Here is a 20,895-nt window from a genome sequence, read left to right as displayed (position 1 = left end):
TTTGGTTACATTTGCTTTCGTCCAAACATGATGAAACTTTGAATTGATTGATGAGGCGTGCTAGCTGAAAATATCAATGTTGCCAACAGCAAACTTGCTTTCGTCGAGGGGACTACTAGGTAAAGCTTGTTGGTCAGCTTTGTTACGCATCGACTCGACTCTATCGGCTTCGCGGATGGCAAGCGGGTTAATCTGGCGGCGTTCTTCTAGTAATGCCTCGATTGTTAGTTCAAGTGTGGAGAGTTGGCTTTCTGAGTAGGTATCTTCTGTTATGGTTTCGCAGAATATCGTACTAGCGGCGCGTTCTACAATTGTCTGGATTTCTGCACCTACACAGCGATTGGTGGCTTTAAGAATTCTGCGCCACTGTTCCTCACTCCAGGGGTCGCCGCCATTGCGAAAGCGTTCGTCAAACCGGGCAGCGTGCAGTTTGAAGATACTATATCTTTCCCCATTATTGGGCAGGTCTACTTTAAATAAATAGTCAAACCGTCCAGCACGGGTGAGTTCGGGTGGCAACCATTCCATGCGGTTAACTGACGCAATGACCAGTACATCTGACGTACGCTCTTGCATCCACGTCAACAGCTGACCAGCCAGCCGTTTGGCGAGGTCATCATCCCCGGCGAAGCCTTTATCAAAGTCGTCGAAGTACAAAATTACTTGGTTGAGCCTATCTGCCAGTCGCAACAAGCGTTTGAGTTTCATTTCTGCTTGGTTGCCAAAACTTCTAAAGTTGCCCCAATCGACCATGATGAGGGGAATACCCATATTCTGGGAACAGGCTTTTGCTGAGTGTGATTTTCCCGTCCCCGGTGGCCCCACAAGCATAATCCCCTTGGGTACGCGCAGATTGTATTGTTTGGCACGCGGGGTAAGCAATCGCTTGAACTTTTTGAATGACTGCTGCATGAGTTCTAACCCACCAAGTTCGACTTTTGGTGGAGGTAAGAATTCGATGTCATACAAGCGGTTGAGTAATTGAATTTTTTTTGCCAGTAGAAGCTTTGCTATCTCACTGGAATTTCCTAAGTCATGATTTTTTCTAATATCAGTTAGGCAATGAATAATATCATAAATATACAACCCAGCACTAGCGTTAGCAATTTCTAAATAGTCTTGTTCAGTATAAATTAAAGGAAATAAATTACTGCTAATTAAACTAGCAATTATTTCTTGTGTATCTGGTAATTCTTGACTCCAAAGGGGTATTTCTGCTGCTATCTCGCTGGCTATCTCGGCATTGGCTCCTAGTAATATGGTAGTCTTATCAATTTTGTTTGTATGAAATTTTAGATTAACTAGCGATGACTTAATCCATTCTGATAGAAGAAGAAATTCAGTATCTTTAGTTATGCTTTCTTTTAACCAAGGAAAAATATTCTCAACGATTAGTACTCCAGTGCCAGAATAAATTCTCCAAAAATTGAGTACTTGAAAATAATCTTCTGTATTTTGTTTGATCGAAGGTTTATAGTCATGAAACTCTTGAAGAATAAGATTATTTTCGGTGCTTACGACCAATTCTTTAATACTGTCCTCGCTTAAATTCCATATATAGACTTTTTTACCTACTTGCTGACAGGAAGTAGTAAGACGAATGAGGAAGCGGTGACGTTCTTGGAGGGGGGATTCACAGGCGATGATTGGATAATTGTCCGCAAGCAGGTCTTCTAGATACTCAAAGCTAGACTTCATCTTAGTTGCTTGTAGCGTAATCAGAAGCAATCTTATCTAGAAGAGATGCTGTACGATAACTGATAATTTTCTAATTTCTAAATCCAAAAAATTAGAAAAAAGTTGGTTTCTTTTCAGTATTTTGTTGATTGTGTAATGGTGTTGTGAATTTAGATAATTGCCAAGAACTCTGATTTTCCAAGTGTTTCGATTTTCAGTTATGGCAAAGACACCGGAATATCCAATCGTTGTTATTCCAGAGTTAGTGAAAGAGAAAAAACAGTTTACCCCTTTAGTTTTTCCGTCTGGACAAGGAGATGCACCAATTGGGGCAAGTGAGGGGCTGTTTGAAAATGTTCTCAAACATTATTTTGGTGAAATTGTTTCTCCCCAGCAGATGATGCTTCCACTGGGGCATCGGCTACCATTTACGGCTGATTTTCTGTTGATTGAACCAAATACTGGCTTACACATAGACTTGGAAGTTGATGAACCTATCTCATTTGCGACTGGGAAGCCTACTCACTGTATCGGTGAGGATGACTATAGAAACAAGTGTTTTGTTGATGCAAACTGGCTGGTTATCCGGTTTGCAGAAGAACAAGTCTCATCTCAGCCAGAACGCTGCGCTCGATTTATTGCTGGTGCGATCGCCCAACTGACAGATAATAATACTTATCGCCAGAAGCTACTTCATGTAGAGAAAGTTACTCCTATGCGTCAGTGGTCTGCACGTCAAGCTTCCAAATTAAAGAAGAGTGATTACCGTCAAGGTTATCTTGCCCAAAGGAAAAACTAAGGATGTGAAAAAGTATTCAATAGACAATTTGCTGAAAGCGGTTAGCGTTCATCAGTTTTGAAATTTAATCGACTCCATCAAAAGGTTAGCCCAGTCCTAAAAAGGGAAATAGTCTCATTCCTGTTTGTAAAAGTAGCCAAACGTTTAGCGCAACAATTATCAAAGCCACTGCCCAAGCCAAAACTTTTAACCACCTTGGATTGACAAACTCACCCATTAAGCGGCGACCGCTCGTAAACATCACCAGTGGGATCACTGCAAACGAAAGCTGTAAACTCAGTATCACCTGGCTGAAAACGAGCAGTTGCCCGGTACTTTGCTCACCAAAAAACACGATCGCAATCAAAGCCGGAATAATTGCTAACAAGCGAGTGGCTAATCGACGCAACCAGGGTGGAAGGCGAAATCTCAAAAAGCCCTCCATCACAATCTGTCCCGCCAAAGTTGCGGTCAGTGTCGAGCTTTGTCCGGATGCCAGCAACGCCAATCCAAAAATGGCACTGGCAGCACTGACCCCCAGCAGAGGGGATAGCAGCTTATACGCATCCTGAATTTCCGCAACTTCGTGATAGCCAGAGAAATGAAAGGTCGCTGCGGCAACAATCAGAATGGCAGAGTTAATGAATAATGCAAAAGAAAGTGCAACGGTCGAGTCAATCGTGCCAAACTTGATCGCTTCCCATTTCTTTTCAGGTGTAGGTTGCCAAGCGCGAGTTTGCACGATCGACGAGTGTAGATAGAGATTATGCGGCATCACAGTTGCGCCCAAAATCCCGATCGCAATATAAAGCATCTCTGGGTTTCGCAAAATTTCCCGATTGGGCAAGTAGCCCTGTAAAATTCCGCCCACATCGGGTCGAGAGAATAAAATTTCTGCGCCAAAACACACACCAACGGTTGCTACCAGCATAATGACGAGTGCTTCTACATAGCGAAAGCCTTTACCTTGCAAGAATAGTAACGCCAAAACATCCAGCGCCGTGATGCACACGCCACACAATAACGGAATGCCAAACAGCAGTTGTAGGGCGATCGCACTTCCCAATAATTCCGCCAAATCACAGGCAGCAATGGCAATCTCACACAACACCTACAGCATTAAGCTAATACGTGGACTGAAGTAGTCTCGACAAGCCTGCGCTAAATCTTTTCCAGTGGCAACACCTAATCGCACACAGAGCGATTGCAGCAAAATTGCCATCAGGTTTGAGAGCAGAATTACGCTCAACAGGGTGTAACCAAATCGCGAACCTCCAGCAATATCCGTTGCCCAGTTGCCAGGGTCCATATACCCCACGGAAACGAGGTATCCTGGCCCCGCAAATGCCAGCAACTTACGCCAAAAGCCTTTAGCAGCAGGAATCGAGATACTGCGGTGAACCTCTGGCAAGCTAGGAGGATGATCGGAGAGCGCCATTGTTAGAGCTTTTTCATAATTCTTTCATAATTAACCGTACCACCTTCTCACTACGCTAAGAAAGCCTTGAGGAAAGTTCATGCTTCCAGGGAGCGATTCAATGAGAACAGAGCCTGAGAAGGGCAGATTCTCAAGCTTGAATCAGAGCGAGCGCAGAATAGCTATATTACGCATTCAAACTCTGAACTGAGTGAGTTGTAGCCGTTGCAACCATCAATTCCCAAATCAATCTAAACCGGACTGTAGAGGATTGTCGAACACAAAACCCAGCACTAGAGAGCAACTGGTGAAATTCTGCTTGGGTATAACACTGCTGATGCGCTGGATCAATGCGCTGGAGTATCCAATCACAAACACGGCAAACTAAAAAATCTTTGCACCAGTCCAAAATAATTAGATTGCCATTTTGTTTCAGAACGCGCTTCATCTCGTTTAAAGCAACGTTGGGATTATCAAATTCCACAAGCAATATCTAGTAAAGTTGCGGTAGGAGGTAAATTTGCCCAGGTTTTAAGAAATGATAGGGTATTGGAAATGTAATAATTCCAACGCTGGCCATAGATTGATGCTACCTGGTTATATTGATTCCGAACCTTGCTCTCAAGCATGTCACTCCTTGAAGCTAGAAACAATAATCAAGCTGTGAAATTAGCTCTTTAATACTTGTAAGACTGCCAGTTTTTTATTGAGTTAGACCTTGTTACCTCGTTATACTTTGCACTCATCACAAGCACACAATTGATAATTTCGGATATGTCCAGCAATTAAAATCAAACTACCCAAGGAAGTTACGATTACCTCACTCAATTCATTGAAAAACTCGTTTCCAAAAATTGCAGCAATGATTAGCTGACTTAAACCGATCGCCCCTAACAAGAGTGCCACTTTGTCTCTACGCCGGAAATAGCCTAGCAATAGAGCGAATAAGCTGACGGGCAATACAAACCACAATAGAAGGTCATGAAAATCCTCACCTATGACGAATGTTGCACTCAGAACTGGGAAGAAGATGAATAAGACGGGAGTTAGCAAACAATGGATTGTACAAAGCCCAGAGAATGCGATTGCTACCTGGTCTAATCGTCTCTGGATGTCTTTTTGATAGTCTGGCTTGCTCATTGAACGCTGGTCGTCAACTTTGTTGACAGTTCATAGTGAGAGCATTGACGAACGCCTTTGGCTACGTCTGCTAGCAATTCATCCGCTAAATCTAAAAGCTTCGCAATTCGCATATCGGCAAGCTCGTAGTACATAAACCGTCCTTGCTGCTTGCGTACCACCAGATCGCAACAGCGCAGACAACTGAGATGATTAGATACGTTTGATTGGCTAAGACCCGTTTGGTCAACGATTTCACTTACCGTTAGTGAACCGTTACGCAGCGTGTTAAGGATGGACAGACGAGAGGGATCAGAAAATCCTCGAAAGAGTTTGGCCTTCAAATCTGCCGTTTTAGTACAGGTAGTCATTTGCTTATTGTGTGCTTTACACCATGACATATTACCAACGGCTGATACGTTGACAACATATCACTAATTGATAATATATTACATATCAGCAATTACTGATACGTTTGACCTCAACAAAAGCACGTTTTTGAAAGGCTGGCAAGATGAACTCAGCTTCAGCACTGAAAATTTTCCAGGCACAAATCGGTGGAATGGACTGCGGTGGTTGTGCTAAGACAATCGAAGCGACTTTACAAAAACTTGCCGGAGTTGCTGAAGCTAAAGTCAGTTTTGCTACCCAACGGCTTAGTGTAACTTACGACTCGCAGCAGGTGAATGAAGCCACTATTCGAGATAGGGTTACAGCCTTGGGTTACAGCATTGAACCAATTCCCAATCAGACCACTCAAGTTCAAACACTATCGGCTCAAACTCTACAAGCGTATATAGGCGGCATGGACTGTGGCGGCTGTGCTAAAACTATTGCCACAAATTTACAGCAGTTACCGGGAATAACTGAGGCAACGGTTAACTTTGCTTCAGAACGGTTGAACGTAATTTATGACCCGCAACAAGCCAGTGAAGCCGACATAGTTAAGTGTGTTACTGATTTGGGCTACACAGTCGAACTAGATAATATAGATGTTTCCACAGAAAACCAGGCTGATAATTTGCCATCTGGCAAGTCTGATCTAGGTGGATGGCAATTCTGGCTCTATACTCGCCGGGGACAAACGGTTGTTTTGAGTGGCGTTGGGCTAATACTGGGGTTGATTGCAGAACAGCTACTGTCACTACCTCTGGTTGCTCAGGGATTCTATGTTATCAGTTTAATTGTTGCCATCACACCCATTCTCAGGGCAGCCTGGATTGCATTCAAATTGCGTCGTGCTGATATGAACCTGCTCATGACCTTAGCAGCGATCGGGGCGGCAATTTTGAATCAGTGGTTTCAAGGCGCACTCGTCATTTTTCTCTTTGCGCTCGGAACAACGCTGCAAAATTACACACTCGGTCGTACCCGCAACGCGATTCGAGACTTAATGGATCTAACTCCTGCCACCGCAACGGTGAGGCGGAATGGGCAAGAGCTTTCTGTTCCAGTCGAAAGTATATCAGTAGGGGAAATTTTGACCATCCGCCCCGGACAAAGGATTGCTCTCGATGGCATAGTCATGTCTGGGATAAGTGCAGTCGATCAGTCTCCGATTACCGGGGAATCTCTGCCAGAAAACAAGGAAAAAGGAGACCAAGTGTTTGCGGGAACCCTGAATCAGACAGGGTTTTTAGAAGTTGAGGTCACGCATACTGCCAAACATACAACTGTTGCTCGGATTGTTCATCTGGTTGAAGAGGCTCAAGAAAGCCGTGCGCCCATTCAGCAATGGGTTGATCGCTTCTCTGCTATTTACACTCCTATTGTTTTGCTCCTGGCTGCTGGTATCGCCCTTGTTCCGCCTCTGTTTTTTGCCCAGCCGTTCGGTCTCTGGTTCTACAAAGCTTTGGTATTGCTGGTAATTGCCTGTCCTTGTGCTTTGGTCATTGCTACACCTGTTTCACTGATTAGTGCGATTGGAGCCGCCACCCATAAAGGAGTGCTGTTCAAAGGTGGAAATGCGCTGGAGACTGCTGGACGGCTCACAGCTTTAGCCTTTGATAAGACTGGCACGATTACTCAAGGACTGCCAGTGGTGCAGAAGGTACATCATTTGGGTTCGATGAGTGCCAACATGGTATTGCTAATTGCTGCCTCCTTAGAGAAACAGTCAGAACATCCATTGGCAAAAGCCATTGTAGCCCAGGCAACGGCTCAAGGATTGGATTTGGAGACTCCAGAAGACTTTACTGCTGTTCCTGGTAAGGGAATTTGGGCAAAGTTTGGACAAGCTATCTACTTTGTGGGCAATCGCCGATTGTTTGAGGAACACAACATTGAACTTTCGGTGGCTGCTAAATCTCTGTTGGCTGAAATTGAATCTCAAAGACAGACTCCAGTGTTAATTGGAACACAACAAGGATTAGTAGGAGCGATCGCCTTGGCGGATGGATTACGCCTGGAATCCGCAGAAGCTGTGCGTCTGCTCAAACGCATTGGACTCAAACGACTGGTGATGCTGACGGGCGATCGCTCAACCGTAGCACGACAGGTCGCCCAGCAGGTTGGTATTGAGGAGTACCAGGCTGAATTACTACCGGAAGATAAATTGCAAGCTATTCATCAGCTGCGTCGTTCTAGTGTTGTAGGTATGGTAGGCGATGGTATCAATGATACCCCTGCTCTAGCCGCCGCAGATGTCAGTTTTGCTGTGGGCAAAATTGATGTGGCGTTGGAAACTGCTGATGTCGTGCTAGTGGGAAATGACTTGAGACGTTTAGGCTACGCTATTCAACTAAGTCGTCGAACTCTATCGGTCATTGTCTCCAAAGGCTAGATATCCCAATGGTTAATGTGTTTTATTCATGTATGACAAAGCTTTTAGCCATTTGACTTAATTTTTTATTTCCTGACTCAATTACGCGAACGGTGAGTAATTATTCCTGATTTTCCCAATCTTTTCTTGGATATCCACTACTTCAATGTTATCTATTACTAAAGATATGCTTAGTAAGCATGAATCAGCAATCAATAAGACTGCTGATTAATTTACCAATTTCCCAACTTTTGATAAGTGTTTGTAACCCAGTTATAAATTATGACTCTCCGGTTTAATTTTGCTGCATCAGCGATACAATTAGCTGTTCCTCCAGGTTGCCCATCCCAGATAGCAATCATCATATCGTGGGCATTTTTTATTTGATTAACTATCCATCGATTACGAGCATTTAAACATTTGATTCCTCCAGTTTCTTGATAAGGTAAGTTGGAAATAAATTTGATAGCGTCGCATTGGGATAAGAGCCAATGATACTTCTGCTTATCGAGATTATTCCATTTGGCATCTTGGTTGATGCAGTGTACGGCAGCAGTGAGGTTTATCTCAATGGAGTATTTCTCCTTGAGTCCTAAGATTATCTCTACTGCTGCGGTATCAACTCCCAATGCCATGCCTGAATAGAACTGGATGCGTTTGTAACCCCACTCAAGGGCGCGATCGCAAGCACGAACAATCATAGCTTCAAGTCGGTTACGCACCTGCTTCCATCCTTCCTCATCAAATTTTTTGTGACTGTTTCCTGTAAATGCTACTTTTAGGGTTGGTTTATCTTCTATGAGGAAATCAACAAACTCTTGGGGCAACCAGATATTAGGAGGAAGATTGAAATTGCTAATCAGGGAAGCTATCTCTAGGTCAGTGTATCCTGCAAGATTGCATCCAATCCTAGTTGTTAGGAATTCTAGTTCAGGATGAGTCTTTGCATATTCGACTAGTTTCTCAATTTGGGATTTTATTTGGGGAAGGGGAATTGACCGGATACCCTTATTTAGGTCTTTGGTCACGATCGCCCAGGATTGTCCTTGCCGTCCTTGGGGATTACCGTATTCTGCATTGCAGTACTGTCGCGCAAATAAAGCACTTCCAGCACCATGTCTTCCTTGTGTGTTGCTGCCAAATACAAAAATCTGGTTTTCTGCTAGTTTAATAACTCTATCAGGAATCATTTTGTAGGGATGATTATTTGACATTTGGTTCTTTTACCCAAAAGAAAAGATTGGGATATCTGTGATTAAATTTTTTTACTTCTGCTTGAGCAGCAGTTAGGTTATCCCATAATTCCATCTCTCCATAATCACCTTTCATCATTGCTTCTTGTCTAGAATTTGGATGATTGAAAATTAGGGGTGTTGCGTCTTTACTAGAATTTTTTCTTCGCCAACAAATACAGTAATTGTCCATTTTATATAAACTGATAATAGAATTAATTACTATCAGTTTATATTTTATTATGCTGACTGTTTAATCTGGCTTAGGGCTATTAACATTTCTTCTCTATTGAGATGTCGTTTTTTGCCTGTTTTAGGAACTTGAATAGCGTAACTCCATTTTATTCCAGCTCGTGAGCATCTTTTTCTTAACTGTTGAACAGTGATATGTTTGTTTGTAGATACTTGATTTTTTTTAGATATCCGAAGTTTGGATTTATCAGTTAAGTTTTCGGGTTGAGTTACAGTATGTTTTATAGGTGTAGTGCAGTTGCAGTGCTTTTCAAAAGCGATAGATATCTCTAGCAAGAATTGGAAAATGAAGAGAGTAGAAAATCCGTAAATAAGAATGTAGAGAAGCCCTGTTAGCATATACTGTGCTAATTCCATTGTTTGAACTCCTGTTGATATAATTAGTAACTGGCTATTTAATGAAGCGGTATACCAGCTTTCTATTTATATCAAAGCGTGAGCTTGTGTAAATTTACTCTGAAGTAAAGATACGATAAAAAATTAATGGTGTAATAGTAATGAAATATCTTACGCTTAGTTTACTTAGATAAAGATGTCACTCTACATATATTTAACAACTGTTCTAATATTATCAACTAACTGTAGTATCATTTCCAAAATAGCTTTCCAGCCAAGTATTATTCCCAAAAATCCGCTAACAAATAGACCAAATACTGATTTTAGGAAGATAACTCCCCTGTAATTTATCTCGACATTTGATTCGGCTCTGGCATAGATAACACCATCCTCAATTTTATTTTTCAAATTCCTAATTTTTTGTTCTTCTTCTCTAATCCTTCTTTCTTCTTGCACCTTCCAGCCCCAAGGGACAAATCCTAAAATAATCGAAATGGGAAGGTAGAATGGCCAGTTATATATGTAGCCCAGGGAAGCATAGATGATGAAAAAGGTTAGCCCCAAACCAGTACGCCAAACTAAACACCAAATAATAAACAAACTGTTGATAATAGCGTTACGGATAACTATACTTCGATTTTGATGATATGACATTTGAAGGTGGCTCCCGATAGCTAATATTTAATTTTTATTTGTGGTGATTGCATACCTGAAGATTAAACTTAAGGCTAGTTTGAATTATCATCTTGATAGTTGGAAATTAGAAAATACATAATCAATTGCAATTACCTACTGAACCACATTACAGAAGGTTAAATATACCAACCTATCGTAACGATGTTTGTACCTAGTTCGGCACATAATTACTGCTGCTAAAATTGATATTTACTATTTTACCGATTGTATATTCACTGATTTTAAATTTAAGCAAAGTTTTGATGATTTTTTTAATAAGCTTAAAATTGAGGTATAGTTGTTAGAAAAAATAAAAATGATTAAGATTTGACTCTTAACCATTTGATGATATATTTGTAAAATGATGGGATATACCTGTGTTTGATTTATATGGTTGAGGCGTATGCCATTAGTTGTGGTTTTTCTTGTTGCGCCCCTTAGTAGCTGATTGCACCTTAAACCTTACCTGTTTCCCAATAGTTATCTCAGCAACATCGCTAATATCTTTACCAGATTTATAGGCTTCAAGAATTGCCTTATTATTAGCTTGGTACTTAATAACTCTAAATTCATCAGGAAATTCTTGATCGTCTACCTCTACTAGTAAGTTAGCGACTTTGGGTGGGTTATCCCTGATTTCAATTACCCTTTCTTTACCAATATTTTTGTCACTGATTAATCCAATCTCGTGTAGATGGATCAGGGTACGCTTGATTTGTTCAAGTTGAGTTTTACGACGTGAGATTACCCGGTCGTGGAGTTCGGCTACTCGCACTTTTCTTTCTTCCCAGGTTTCAAGGTCAAGATTTAGCTGGTCAACTACCCAAGCGATCGCATCGATTTTAGTTTCGATACCATCTTGAACACCCATCAGTTCTTGTACGAGTTGTTCTACTTTACCTTCTTCGCCTAACTCGCTTGCTTCTTCTATCTGTGACCAGAGTTTAGCAGCATCTAAACTTAACTCTTTGAGCGTGAGTTGATTGATTTCGCGTTCAATTGCTTGAGTCATGATTTACTTTTTGATATGAAAAGCCAGTAGCAGTTACCTATTTACCTGCTACTGCTTGTTGACTAGGAAGAGTTGATGCTTGAAGGGAGATTGAATCTAGTACCCGTACCGCAAGTGATAGTAATCTGACTTTTCTTGTGCTAATTCTGCTTCATAGTCGTAGTAATCCGCCTCGCTTATTAAGGTGCTTATTTGTTGAATTTGCTGGGCAGAGGTTACTAATTTTTTGTTAGCTTTTAGATTAGAATTAGTAGTAGTTTTCATGTCTATACAACTTCAATTTTTCAATGAAGTTATTGCGTTAGCAAATGTTGTGATATTGACTTAGAAAGATAATATTTATTTTTTACCTTTCTCATAACTATCTACTACTGATTTGTCTTTAACCACTGGCTTTTCTACCACAAAGATAGTTGTCCTGGTGATATGTTTCCCCGTCGTCGCGTATGGAACAGCAGATGACAAGCTGTGCATAAAGCCGCGAGATTCTCGACTCGATTATCTTCGGGCAGATAATTCCAGTGGTGAACCACTAAAGTTTTAATACTGCGTTCTCTACGATTTAACCCATCTCTTTTATCAGTTGGGCGTAAGCATTGTATACCACAGCGCGTGCATTTCCAGTCGGATTTTGATTTGACCTCAAGTGCGATAGTATCCCAGTTTGAAGAATAGCGACTGCGGGTTTTGCTAGTCATTAATCAGTCCTTTTGGGTGACACAAAAATAATTTTGATTATATCGTTAATGTTTATCATAATATACTTAATTTTTTTATATTCAGTTTTGTTTATAAATTTATTTGCGTAGTTAAGGGACTCTTAACTTTTAAAAAAGGATATATATGCACTGATTATTGTAATTGAACAATGCAGGTTACGCCAAAAAATAAAATATAAGTCTTTGATATCGGTGCGGATTTCTAGCGGAGCAAGCTAATGATTGACGCAGATGATCTACTACTCTTGCAGTTGCTCCTTTGATGAATTTGATGCAATATTGTTGTTTTTATATTAAGTATTTAAGCAGAAAGTTTTTCGGAAAAATTTACCTGCGACATAACTTGTGCGCGTACTGAATTAGCAGCTGTCTCTGCAATTTCTGCTCTATCAGAATCAGTAAGCAGTACTGCAAGTAGTGATTTGAGAGCTTCACGGTTAGATATAAACTCTTCACCGTATAAATCATCTTGCAGTAGGGTGGCTTCTAAGTGAGGTAATAGCTCAGGCGCAGGAGATAGTAACCGCTCTTTAATGCGTCTCCTTGCAGTCTCTGTTGCCGCTTTTGTACCTACACCTAAATCCCATGTTTCAATTATTAGTCTGATTTCACGGTTAAGTGATACACGCAGCGTTGATAGGCGACCAAATAAAGGAAGGTTGAGCATTAAAGGTGGTAGTGCATTACCCCAATCTAAACCAGCACCAATAGTGCAATTGGCTTCATCTTCGATACGAACAGCCTCATCGAGCCATCCTTCACCAAAAAGTAAATCTATAGCTTCTTGGGTTGTTACTGGCTCGTTCACCTGAGAATTATTATTTTGCTGTTGATGATTCATAAATTTTCACCTGCTCTCTGTCTCAATGCCCCATACTCAAAGTAAACCAAATTATCGTATTCTTCTTCAGTCCCGCAGTTAAACATATTTTGTTTTTCATAAAACCCTACAGACCTTGGTAAAGAATGCAACCCAACTCTACCTTCATACCCTAGCTCAACACTTCTAATTCTGGCGAAATTTAAAAGTGCTTGACCAACACCTTTGAATTGAGGCGGACGCTGAATTTCAATTCGGTTAGTGGGGGCAGTTGCAATACCATCAACATAAACTAGTCTCTTACCAATATTCAACCGGGAACCGTGCATTTGTGTTTCTATTATCATTAAACCTTGAGTTGTGTTTTCGCACTCAACTGCATAACCTTCAAGATTTTCTTGATTAGCAATATATCTTAATTTAAATATCCAGTCCCAGTATTTATCTTCTTGAGTAAATAACCTTAATTTTTCGACCCAATTATTTACATAATCATCAACGTGGTTTTGTCCTAAATCTACTAAATATGCTTCAATAGATGTGTTATCAATACCTCTTTTTAATGAAATTTTTCGCTGCACCTAAAGCTCCTAGTTATTACCTTATTCTTAAACTTATAACGGCTATTTTACTACTAAATAAAAGAGTAAAAATAACTGCGTATATCAGTAGCTTTATGCCAACCAGCTAGTACAGCATCATCTGAAATTTCTCCAATAACTACCAAATTATCTTCTTTATTCACATAGTAAGGTAAAGGTTCAGCACTCAACCAACCATAAGCAATAGCTTCTTTGTCTCGCTCAAAAATTGAAACTTCTAAACTTTGCTCATATCTTGAGTAGTAGTAAGGTAAATAGCAAGCTGGATATTCTCTTAAAGATTCACGATTAACTGTATATGATTGCCAGCGCAGTCGCTCACCCTTAATTTCTTTTGGATTAGCTTCTAGCCAATCATAAAGTTTTTTAGCTTGCCGCAATGCGTGGTCTTTGCCTTCAAAAACAACGCTGGGAAGAAAAATATCGCCGTCAAAATGTACCGCGACTTCAAATAAATCTTCATCCTCATCTTCGGCTTCTGTTACCTCAATGATTCCGGCCTTATATAGTTCGGTCATTTCCCTGCATTGCTTCGTCAGATATACCCCTACATTATTAAAATTTTAGCTTTCAGTTACACAATAATCAGAACGCTCTGTTGGTTCTAATCCCTTACCTGGAAGGAAGTTTTGTTTGTGTACACCAGCCAGCACCGTAGTGTTAGCGCGGATCGGCATTATCTCCAGGAGGAACTAAAGCCCTATTCTTTTTCTTACCCGCGATCGCATTAACAGAGCGAATCAGTGTAAATTCAGAAATTCTTAAAATTAATAAAAATTTCTAACTTGCCGGATGATATAACCCCGTATCCTGATTAAATTCCCACCCTAACCCTGCTCTATCCTTGCCTTTGCACCATCCCACAAAAAGCGGTGGTGGCAGATTAATTCGCTGCTCGCGTATAGTTTCTACACTTACACCAAGTCTTGAAGCTAAACCTTCTTCGGTTAGTGGTTGGATTCGAGGAGTTTGCCCTTGATAATATGAATTGTTGTTGTACGATTTCTTCTGCCGTTTCGGTTGGTTGTTGAGATAATTTTGAATTTTAATAATCGCCTCAGCAAATTGTTTCATTTGGGCTGTTATCTCTTCAGTTTTTTGTTCTAAAGAGTCCAAACGTTTATCTTGATTACCAGCAGTTGCATCAAGGTCATCTAAAGAACCATCTAGGTATAGCTCAATAAAACGGGTGAGTGTTGCCGTTGCCGTTGTGCCTTTCGAGTTGCAACGGGCGATAAACTGCTCCCACATCTTTTGGTCACAGTTGAAAGATGCTAGCTTCTTTGTTCTCCCTGTATTGCTCATATCTAGGTAATGTCTAGGTATTATCTAGGTAAACTTATCCGCAGACAGGAACAACTGAGCGTGTTTCCATCTTGATAACTACCTTGACACTATCATGATGAGCGTATGAGTGCGATGGCCGAACCGCCCAGCGGAGGCGATACCTTCTGGAGTGGCTTCCCCGTAAGGGTAGGGTACACCTACGTTTTTTATTACCTATGTTTGCTTTTTTTACGCAGTGCGTGAGAAGTCCCAACACGCCCGACGTGGTGAATGTACTTTGCAGTTGTCGCCGGGGAAGCATGACCCAAATCTGCTTGCAAGTCAAAATCAGAAGCTCCATTTTTCTTAGCCAGCGTTGCGTGGGTGTGGCGCAAAAAGTGGGCGCTGAACTTAATTCCCGCACAAGCAGAAATTTCCTCCATCATCAGTCGCAACCCGCGATCGCTTAAAGGTTTACCCCTATCCCGCCGGCTGGGACTAGGAAACACCGGCCGATCGTTGCTTGCATCCCCACGATAATCCAGTAACACCGTACTCGTCTCCGGATCGAGACTAATAGTTCTGGTTTTATTTCGTTTTCCCGTCACAGTTAACAATAGACAGTCCCCATCCTCCCGAAACTGTCGCCAAAATAATCCCGGCGTAATTACGCGCTTACCATAATCAGAAGTTTGCCGGGCAATTTCTCCCGCCCTCACCCCACTGTAAAACATGAGAGTAAACAGCAGCCAATGCATCTTATTAGTGTTGTGTTGTAAGTCTACTGCCATCGCCGCTTTTTCCAACTTAGCAATCTCGCGTTCCGACAGAATGCGCTCTGCGAGCTTATCGTCCCACTGGATGCTTAAGTCCTTGCCCAAGTCGATCGCAAAATAACCAATAGAAGCTCTAGTACCCCATTCCCACAAACTTTTAATCGCCGCCGTGTACTTAGCCGCAGTATTTTTACTAATTCCATAAGTATTTTTCTTTCCCCGTACTGGCTTTTCATCCTTGAGCCAAGCCAGATAAGCGTGTAGATGGAATAACGTTACCATCCTCAAATCAGATATCCCAAACCGCGACTGCATATAATCGACAAGCTCATAACCAATTTGCCGATATGCCCGTCGCGTTTGGTCGCTTTTGATAGTGACAGAATGCACCCATAGCTCAATTAGCTGCTGTGTCGAATTAATTTTCTGGCGGTTGGGAAAATAATAATCCACAAGCGCGACACGAGCTTCATCAAGCGGTAGAGTCACCACCTCCACAGCAAGTGATTCCACGCTTTTGACGGGTAAATTTTCCATAATAAAATTCCCCAACCCCCACTGATAATTATGATGCCGAGAACTGTAATTCCCGGTATCTTTATGATAGTTGTTTCCAGGACACGATTAAATTGCTCATCTAGAATCATCTATATCGTATATACGCGGATATCCCATATGCGATGATGGTATTAGCCGTGTTGGGATACGTGATGGTCGATTATCCACAGATAAATATAAAACTTCTGTCTGAAGAAGACCGGGAGTTGGTGAAGCAGGCCAAGCAGCGTGCTGAGGAGTTGCGCTTAACTTTTAAAGAGTTTGTGCTGGCTTGCATTAAACAAGCACTCATGGAAGAGAGTCCCGATAGTGTAGATAGTGCAACTGCTGCCGAAATTGAAGCTTTGAAAGCTCAAATCGCCGTCCTGGAAGAGAAGGTGAATATTCCTTCTGCGACCAAAACGGAAGTACATACCCTCCAAGAGCGGTTAAATCAATTACGGGTGGGGATTTCAAATGAAATTAAGAAGGATAGGGAGCAACTTGCTTCTTTAACGTTGGCGATCTCCCGACTTGAAAGCCAAATTGAACAGCTAATACCTTCCTTAAATCTTCAAGTGGATGGCGAAGGTGATGCCGACAGTAATAGCGACTGGATTTTTGGGGAAGGCTCAGGTAGTTTGGGAGGAGAAGATGTTGGGGGTTTTTGAAACTGGCTTCGGCAGTGGAATTGCTTCAGCAGGCAGGCAGTACAGTAAGTGAACAGTCTTCAGGAGAGGATAGCTCAATCTGAAGTTTCATCATGGGAATAAGCATGGCAATGACTGGCTGAAAGTGCATAAATATTCCCATCAATTGAAGCTAACATCAAAATAATCACTCATGGGGGTAAGTATGGCGCAAAATTGGTTGCGGATTACTCATCAAGACGGCAAAATCCAACTTTCTTGGCAACGGGGACTCTCTGCACCGCGTTCTGCACCCCCTGTAAGCTTTGAGCATCCCTTTGATGAGGAGACGCTTACCGATTTGCGCTGGTATCTAGAAAAGTTTTTACCCTTTCCCTATGGCATCTTTCCTAATAAAGCGAAGAAAATCGAGCATAAGTTCCAAGAATGGGGACAGAGGTTGTTTGAGTTAGTCTTTCCTCGCAACACCAAAGCCTGGGATTTTTTCTGTGAAGCGACTAGAGAAGGGTTGGATAAGTGCGAAATTAATATTTCCTCCGATGACCCCACAGTGTTAAATTTGCCTTGGGAGTTACTATATTCTCTTGACTATCAATTTCTCGCACCATCTTTGGCTGGGATGTATCGCAGTTTAAGCGGTCATCCAGTAAGGGCAGAGATGGGAAAATTACCCCAAGATAAGTTAAATATTTTGCTGGTAATTGCACGTCCCTATGGTGAAAAAGATGTAGCTCTCAAAACTATTGCCCGTCCCCTGTTGGAGGCGCTAAAACCGATTCAAAAGTATGTCAACCTCAAGGTTTTGCGTCCACCCAGCTTTGAAGAATTTGAGCGGGAACTGAATGCACACAAAGGTTTTTACCACATAGTGCATTTTGATGGGCATGGTAACTTTGACCCAGATAGCACCGGATTTCAATATTCCTTTGGCAGTAAAGGACAGGGGGTGTTGGTATTTGAAAATATTGATGGTTCGCCGCAAATTATCACAGCGACCCAAATTGCTCAAAGTTTAAATGATTGTCGTGTACCAATTTTTGTTTTGAATGCCTGCAAATCTGCACAGGAGGGAGATGGTAGTTTTTCTTCAGTGGCGACACGCTTAGTGTCCTTGGGGGCGAAAGGTGTGGTAGCGATGTCTTATAACGTGCAGGTGGAAGCAGCGAAACATTTTATTGGGCGGTTTTATCAGCAATTGGTATTGGGAACCGATGTATCAACTGCGGTGGCAGCAGCGCGAAGACAGGTTATAAATCAACGCCTGCGTCCTAGTCCTAAAGGTGATTTCCCTTTGGCTGACTGGATAGTTCCGGTGTTGTATCAGCAAGAAACCTGCACGCCGTTTGTGCCAACTAGTAATTCTACGGAAGATATTCTTGATATTGAGAACTTCCTAGAGGAGCCTGTCAGTAATTTGGTGGGGTTTCCAGAACAGGGGCGCTACGGCTTTATAGGGCGAGATTACGATATTTTAAGGTTAGAGCGGGCGTTTCGCCAAAATAATGTCGTTTTGTTACAAGGTATGGGTGGGGTTGGAAAAACTGAGCTAACCGCAGGATTTGCGCGGTGGTTGGAGGAAACCCAGGGGCGAGAAAAAATATTCTTTACTTTCTTTGAGTCTGGTGCATCGTTGAGTCGGGTTGTAAATGAAGTAGGAAGGGCGGCTTGGGGAAACAAGTTTTCCCAATATGCAGCAGAGCAACAACAACGAGCAGTATTAAAATATCTACAATCTCAGCCTTGTTTGTTGATTTGGGATAATTTTGAACCAGTGGCGGGTTTTCCGGAGAGGAATGAGCCGTTGTTGAGTGCAGATGAGCTAGATGATTTAAAGCGCTTTCTTAAGGAATTGCGTGGTGGAAAAACTTGGGTGTTGATTACCAGCCGTCGTGAAGAAACTTGGCTCGATTGTGGGTACAGTTTGGTAAATTTGCAGGGATTATCACCTGTCGATGCCCAGGAATTTGCAGCGAAGATTTTGCGATCGCTGGGTGTGGAGATAAAAAACCTGCCCGAAGAGTATTTAGATTTGTTGAAATTACTGGGGGGACATCCGTTTTCATTGCGGGTGGTTTTGCCACATCTGCGATCGCAGACACCAACGCAGGTAATTGAGGCTTTGCGTCAGGGGTTGAATAGTTTGGAAAAAAAAACTGAAGTCGGAAGGGATAAGTCGCTGACAGCTTCGTTGGATTATTCGTTTAGCAAGTTGTCGAAGAAAGCGAGGAGACATTTACCTTTTTTGGGATTATTTTCTGAACGAGTTTATGAATATTGGCTTAGTATCTTTGTAGGAAAACCTGGTAGCGAAGTCGAACATGCATATAGAAATGTTTTTGGGCATAATAATGTAAAAGCATCTGATTGGCAACAGATTCTTGATGAAGCAACAGAGGTCGGGATATTAGAATATTTAGGATCAAAAGTTTATAAAATTCACCCTGCACTACCTTGGTATTTACGCCAAAAACTGAATGCTATTGCTAATAATGTAAAAATTCAGGAACTTGAAAAATATTTACTCATGTTTTATGCAGCATTAGCAGAAAACTATGCAAATGAAATTATTTGCAATCCTGAAAGCACTAGTTTAATGTTGCGAATAGAAGAATCTAATTTTTTGCACATGCTATATCTTGCAGAGAAAAAGCAGGATTGGCATATTGTTCGGTTAATTTTAAGTATATTAGGAGAGATATATAAACGATGGTCTCGAAAACAAGAATTTAATTCATTGCGACAGAGAATACTTAATAGAATTGGTACAAAGCTCAAATATGTCAAAGAAAAAGGTGATGCAGCCTTTGATTTATGGATGTATTTACAAAATAATATAGCTAATGAAGCCTCAGCTATTCATGATTACGAAAAAGCAAAGCTTATTTACCAACAAGTTTTAAATGAACTTGTGTCATTAAATAGTGCATCAGTAAATGATGGTATTGCAACATTGAGTAATAATTTAGCTGGTATAGCAATAAAACTGAGAGATTTTGATACGGCGAGTGTTAATTTACAAACAGCATTAAATATAAGAGAATCATCAGGAGATTTTCATAGGGCAGCTGGTATTTATCTAAACATAAGCGAACTAGCAAAAACACAAAGGCAATTTTCTAAAGCTATAGATTATTCTCAACGAGCTTTAAAGATATATGAGAACGTGAAGGATTTATATAAGGTAGGAGATGCATATTCTAAATTAGCTGAGATAGCGAGAGAGCAACGACAATATGAACAAGCAATTAGTCATTCTAAAGAAGCCGTGAGAATTTACGAACACTTTGGGGATTGTTATCAGGCTGCATCTATATATCACGAGATAGGAAACATAAAACATTTACAGGGTCAAGATGAAGAATCAACTAAGTATTATCACAAATCTTTAAAAATTTACGAAGATGCAAAAGATTGGTGTAACGCAGCTGATGAATATCTTCAATTGGGTAATGTTGCGACAACACAGCATAAGCTTGACGATGCTATAGCCTATTATCAAAAAGCTTTGAGTATTTTTAAGGAGACAGAAAACAGGGATAAATTAGCAACTGTCTATCATCAGTTAGGTCTCATGTTACACCAGCATCAATTATTTGAACATGCAATTATTTATTGCCAAAAAGCTTTAGAAATTAGAGAAGAGTTTGAGGATTGGTACAAAGCATCTGATGATTATTTATTATTAGCTATAATAGCGCAGGCACAACAACTGTTTGAACTTGCTTTTAATTTTTACCAAAAAGCTTTTATGATTTTTAATCATTTCCAAGATTGGTATAAAGTTCCATTAACATTGAGAGGTTTGGGTGATATATCAAAAACTCAATATCTTTGGTCAGATTCACTAAAATTTTATCTGCAAGCTTTAATTATAGATGGGCAGAATTATCAAGAATGGGTTGATTTACTTATAAATGATTTAGCTCATATTCTCCAGTACTTGGGAGAAACTGAATTTAACATCATTTGGCAAGAGGTAACAGGTCATGAATGTGAGGGAGAAATATGCTCTGCAATTTGGTCAGTGCGAGATACTCTTCCGGCTATGGATGTGCCACTATGTTCATAAGTTCTTTCTTGTAGTGTTACTGCATCTGGTCGTGACCAGTTCGTATGATCTCCTGCCAATAAAGGTCGCTTCACAGTTGGTATCTGTTTGATATATAGCTGCATCAATTTCTGTCGCTGTGGCCTGCTATCTTGTAGCGCCTTATAGATGCTTGACCACTTGCGTCTAAATACATCAATTTTAGACTACTCCCCCAA

Annotated in this window: 19 protein-coding genes and 3 pseudogenes; 4 read left to right on the top strand and 18 right to left on the bottom strand. The window is 41.1% G+C overall.

The features are described from left to right. Positions 1-60 precede the first annotated feature (60 nt). Positions 61-1,698: an AAA family ATPase gene (locus HGR01_RS37335; protein ID WP_045873815.1), complete on the bottom strand. Its 1,638-nt coding sequence runs from the start codon at positions 1,696-1,698 to the stop codon at positions 61-63. 199 nt (positions 1,699-1,897) lie between these two features. Between HGR01_RS37335 and HGR01_RS37330 the strand changes: the two genes are divergently transcribed. Next, the gene (locus tag HGR01_RS37330) at positions 1,898-2,476 is read left to right on the top strand and encodes a hypothetical protein (protein ID WP_045873814.1); all 579 of its coding nucleotides are present in this window, start codon (positions 1,898-1,900) and stop codon (positions 2,474-2,476) included. A gap of 85 nt (positions 2,477-2,561) precedes the next feature. On the opposite strand, the pseudogene HGR01_RS37325 reads toward HGR01_RS37330, so the two are convergent. The 4 genes and pseudogenes from HGR01_RS37325 to HGR01_RS37310 all read right to left on the bottom strand — a co-directional run bounded on the left by HGR01_RS37325 (position 2,562) and on the right by HGR01_RS37310 (position 5,362). Then, positions 2,562-3,893, bottom strand: a pseudogene (locus HGR01_RS37325) (Nramp family divalent metal transporter). A 166-nt stretch (positions 3,894-4,059) separates the two neighbouring features. Next, positions 4,060-4,501, bottom strand: a pseudogene (locus HGR01_RS37320) (hypothetical protein). 100 nt (positions 4,502-4,601) lie between these two features. Beyond that, on the bottom strand, positions 4,602-5,012 hold the full coding sequence (locus HGR01_RS37315; protein ID WP_045873813.1) for a MerC domain-containing protein: 411 nt from the start codon (positions 5,010-5,012) through the stop codon (positions 4,602-4,604). Then, complete coding sequence (locus HGR01_RS37310; RefSeq protein WP_045873859.1) at positions 5,009-5,362, bottom strand: ArsR/SmtB family transcription factor; 354 nt, start codon at positions 5,360-5,362, stop codon at positions 5,009-5,011. The genes HGR01_RS37315 and HGR01_RS37310 overlap by 4 nt, the downstream gene beginning before the upstream one ends. A gap of 143 nt (positions 5,363-5,505) precedes the next feature. On the opposite strand from HGR01_RS37310, the gene HGR01_RS37305 reads away from it, so the two are divergent. Beyond that, entirely contained in the window at positions 5,506-7,773 is a 2,268-nt protein-coding gene (locus HGR01_RS37305) for a heavy metal translocating P-type ATPase (protein WP_081584143.1), read from the top strand. Between the two features lie 212 nt (positions 7,774-7,985). Here the strand turns inward: HGR01_RS37305 and HGR01_RS37300 are convergent, their stop codons facing one another. The 12 genes from HGR01_RS37300 to HGR01_RS37245 all read right to left on the bottom strand — a co-directional run bounded on the left by HGR01_RS37300 (position 7,986) and on the right by HGR01_RS37245 (position 15,979). Beyond that, positions 7,986-8,966 carry an SLOG family protein gene (locus HGR01_RS37300; protein ID WP_052335394.1) on the bottom strand — a complete coding sequence of 327 codons (981 nt, stop codon included), beginning with the start codon at positions 8,964-8,966 and terminating at the stop codon, positions 7,986-7,988. Beyond that, positions 8,956-9,177, bottom strand: a complete 222-nt coding sequence (locus tag HGR01_RS37295) for a hypothetical protein (RefSeq protein WP_045873812.1) — start codon at positions 9,175-9,177, stop codon at positions 8,956-8,958. Before HGR01_RS37295 ends, HGR01_RS37300 begins: the two co-directional genes overlap by 11 nt. A 47-nt stretch (positions 9,178-9,224) precedes the next feature. Beyond that, the gene (locus HGR01_RS37290) at positions 9,225-9,593 is read right to left on the bottom strand and encodes a hypothetical protein (protein WP_045873811.1); all 369 of its coding nucleotides are present in this window, start codon (positions 9,591-9,593) and stop codon (positions 9,225-9,227) included. A 183-nt stretch (positions 9,594-9,776) separates the two neighbouring features. Next, on the bottom strand, positions 9,777-10,226 hold the full coding sequence (locus HGR01_RS37285) for a hypothetical protein (RefSeq protein ID WP_045873810.1): 450 nt from the start codon (positions 10,224-10,226) through the stop codon (positions 9,777-9,779). A gap of 430 nt (positions 10,227-10,656) precedes the next feature. Further along, on the bottom strand, positions 10,657-11,259 hold the full coding sequence (locus tag HGR01_RS37280) for a siphovirus Gp157 family protein (RefSeq protein WP_045873809.1): 603 nt from the start codon (positions 11,257-11,259) through the stop codon (positions 10,657-10,659). Positions 11,260-11,355: 96 nt separating this feature from the next. Next, complete coding sequence (locus tag HGR01_RS37275) at positions 11,356-11,523, bottom strand: hypothetical protein (RefSeq protein ID WP_010993844.1); 168 nt, start codon at positions 11,521-11,523, stop codon at positions 11,356-11,358. Between the two features lie 134 nt (positions 11,524-11,657). After that, positions 11,658-11,957 (bottom strand): HNH endonuclease, encoded by a 300-nt coding sequence (locus tag HGR01_RS37270; protein ID WP_071524687.1) that lies wholly within the window; start codon positions 11,955-11,957, stop codon positions 11,658-11,660. Positions 11,958-12,279: 322 nt separating this feature from the next. Beyond that, positions 12,280-12,819, bottom strand: a complete 540-nt coding sequence (locus HGR01_RS37265; RefSeq protein ID WP_017307475.1) for a hypothetical protein — start codon at positions 12,817-12,819, stop codon at positions 12,280-12,282. Continuing rightward, entirely contained in the window at positions 12,816-13,379 is a 564-nt protein-coding gene (locus HGR01_RS37260) for a GNAT family N-acetyltransferase (protein WP_045873808.1), read from the bottom strand. The genes HGR01_RS37265 and HGR01_RS37260 overlap by 4 nt, the downstream gene beginning before the upstream one ends. 53 nt (positions 13,380-13,432) lie before the next feature. Continuing rightward, a complete protein-coding gene (locus HGR01_RS37255; protein WP_045873807.1) occupies positions 13,433-13,918 on the bottom strand; it encodes a hypothetical protein in 486 nt (161 codons plus the stop codon). Between the two features lie 262 nt (positions 13,919-14,180). Next, on the bottom strand, positions 14,181-14,651 hold the full coding sequence (locus HGR01_RS37250) for a hypothetical protein (protein WP_081584142.1): 471 nt from the start codon (positions 14,649-14,651) through the stop codon (positions 14,181-14,183). Between the two features lie 245 nt (positions 14,652-14,896). Next, a complete protein-coding gene (locus HGR01_RS37245; protein ID WP_045873806.1) occupies positions 14,897-15,979 on the bottom strand; it encodes a tyrosine-type recombinase/integrase in 1,083 nt (360 codons plus the stop codon). Positions 15,980-16,122: 143 nt separating this feature from the next. Here HGR01_RS37245 and HGR01_RS37240 point away from each other — a divergent pair, with 143 nt between their 5' ends. After that, positions 16,123-16,650, top strand: coding sequence for a hypothetical protein (locus HGR01_RS37240; protein WP_228045070.1), 528 nt, complete (start codon positions 16,123-16,125; stop codon positions 16,648-16,650). Positions 16,651-16,834: 184 nt separating this feature from the next. Further along, on the top strand, positions 16,835-20,698 hold the full coding sequence (locus tag HGR01_RS37235) for a tetratricopeptide repeat protein (protein WP_045873804.1): 3,864 nt from the start codon (positions 16,835-16,837) through the stop codon (positions 20,696-20,698). On the opposite strand, the pseudogene HGR01_RS37230 reads toward HGR01_RS37235, so the two are convergent. Then, positions 20,668-20,871: pseudogene (locus tag HGR01_RS37230) on the bottom strand (transposase); the annotation flags it as partial. The gene HGR01_RS37235 and the pseudogene HGR01_RS37230 sit on opposite strands and share 31 nt — an antisense overlap. Positions 20,872-20,895: the final 24 nt, after the last annotated feature.

This window comes from Tolypothrix sp. PCC 7712 (assembly GCF_025860405.1).
Classification (GTDB): Bacteria; Cyanobacteriota; Cyanobacteriia; order Cyanobacteriales; family Nostocaceae; genus Aulosira; species Aulosira diplosiphon.
Note: the sequence above shows the minus strand (reverse complement) of the source record. Positions and strands in the feature narration are given on the sequence as shown.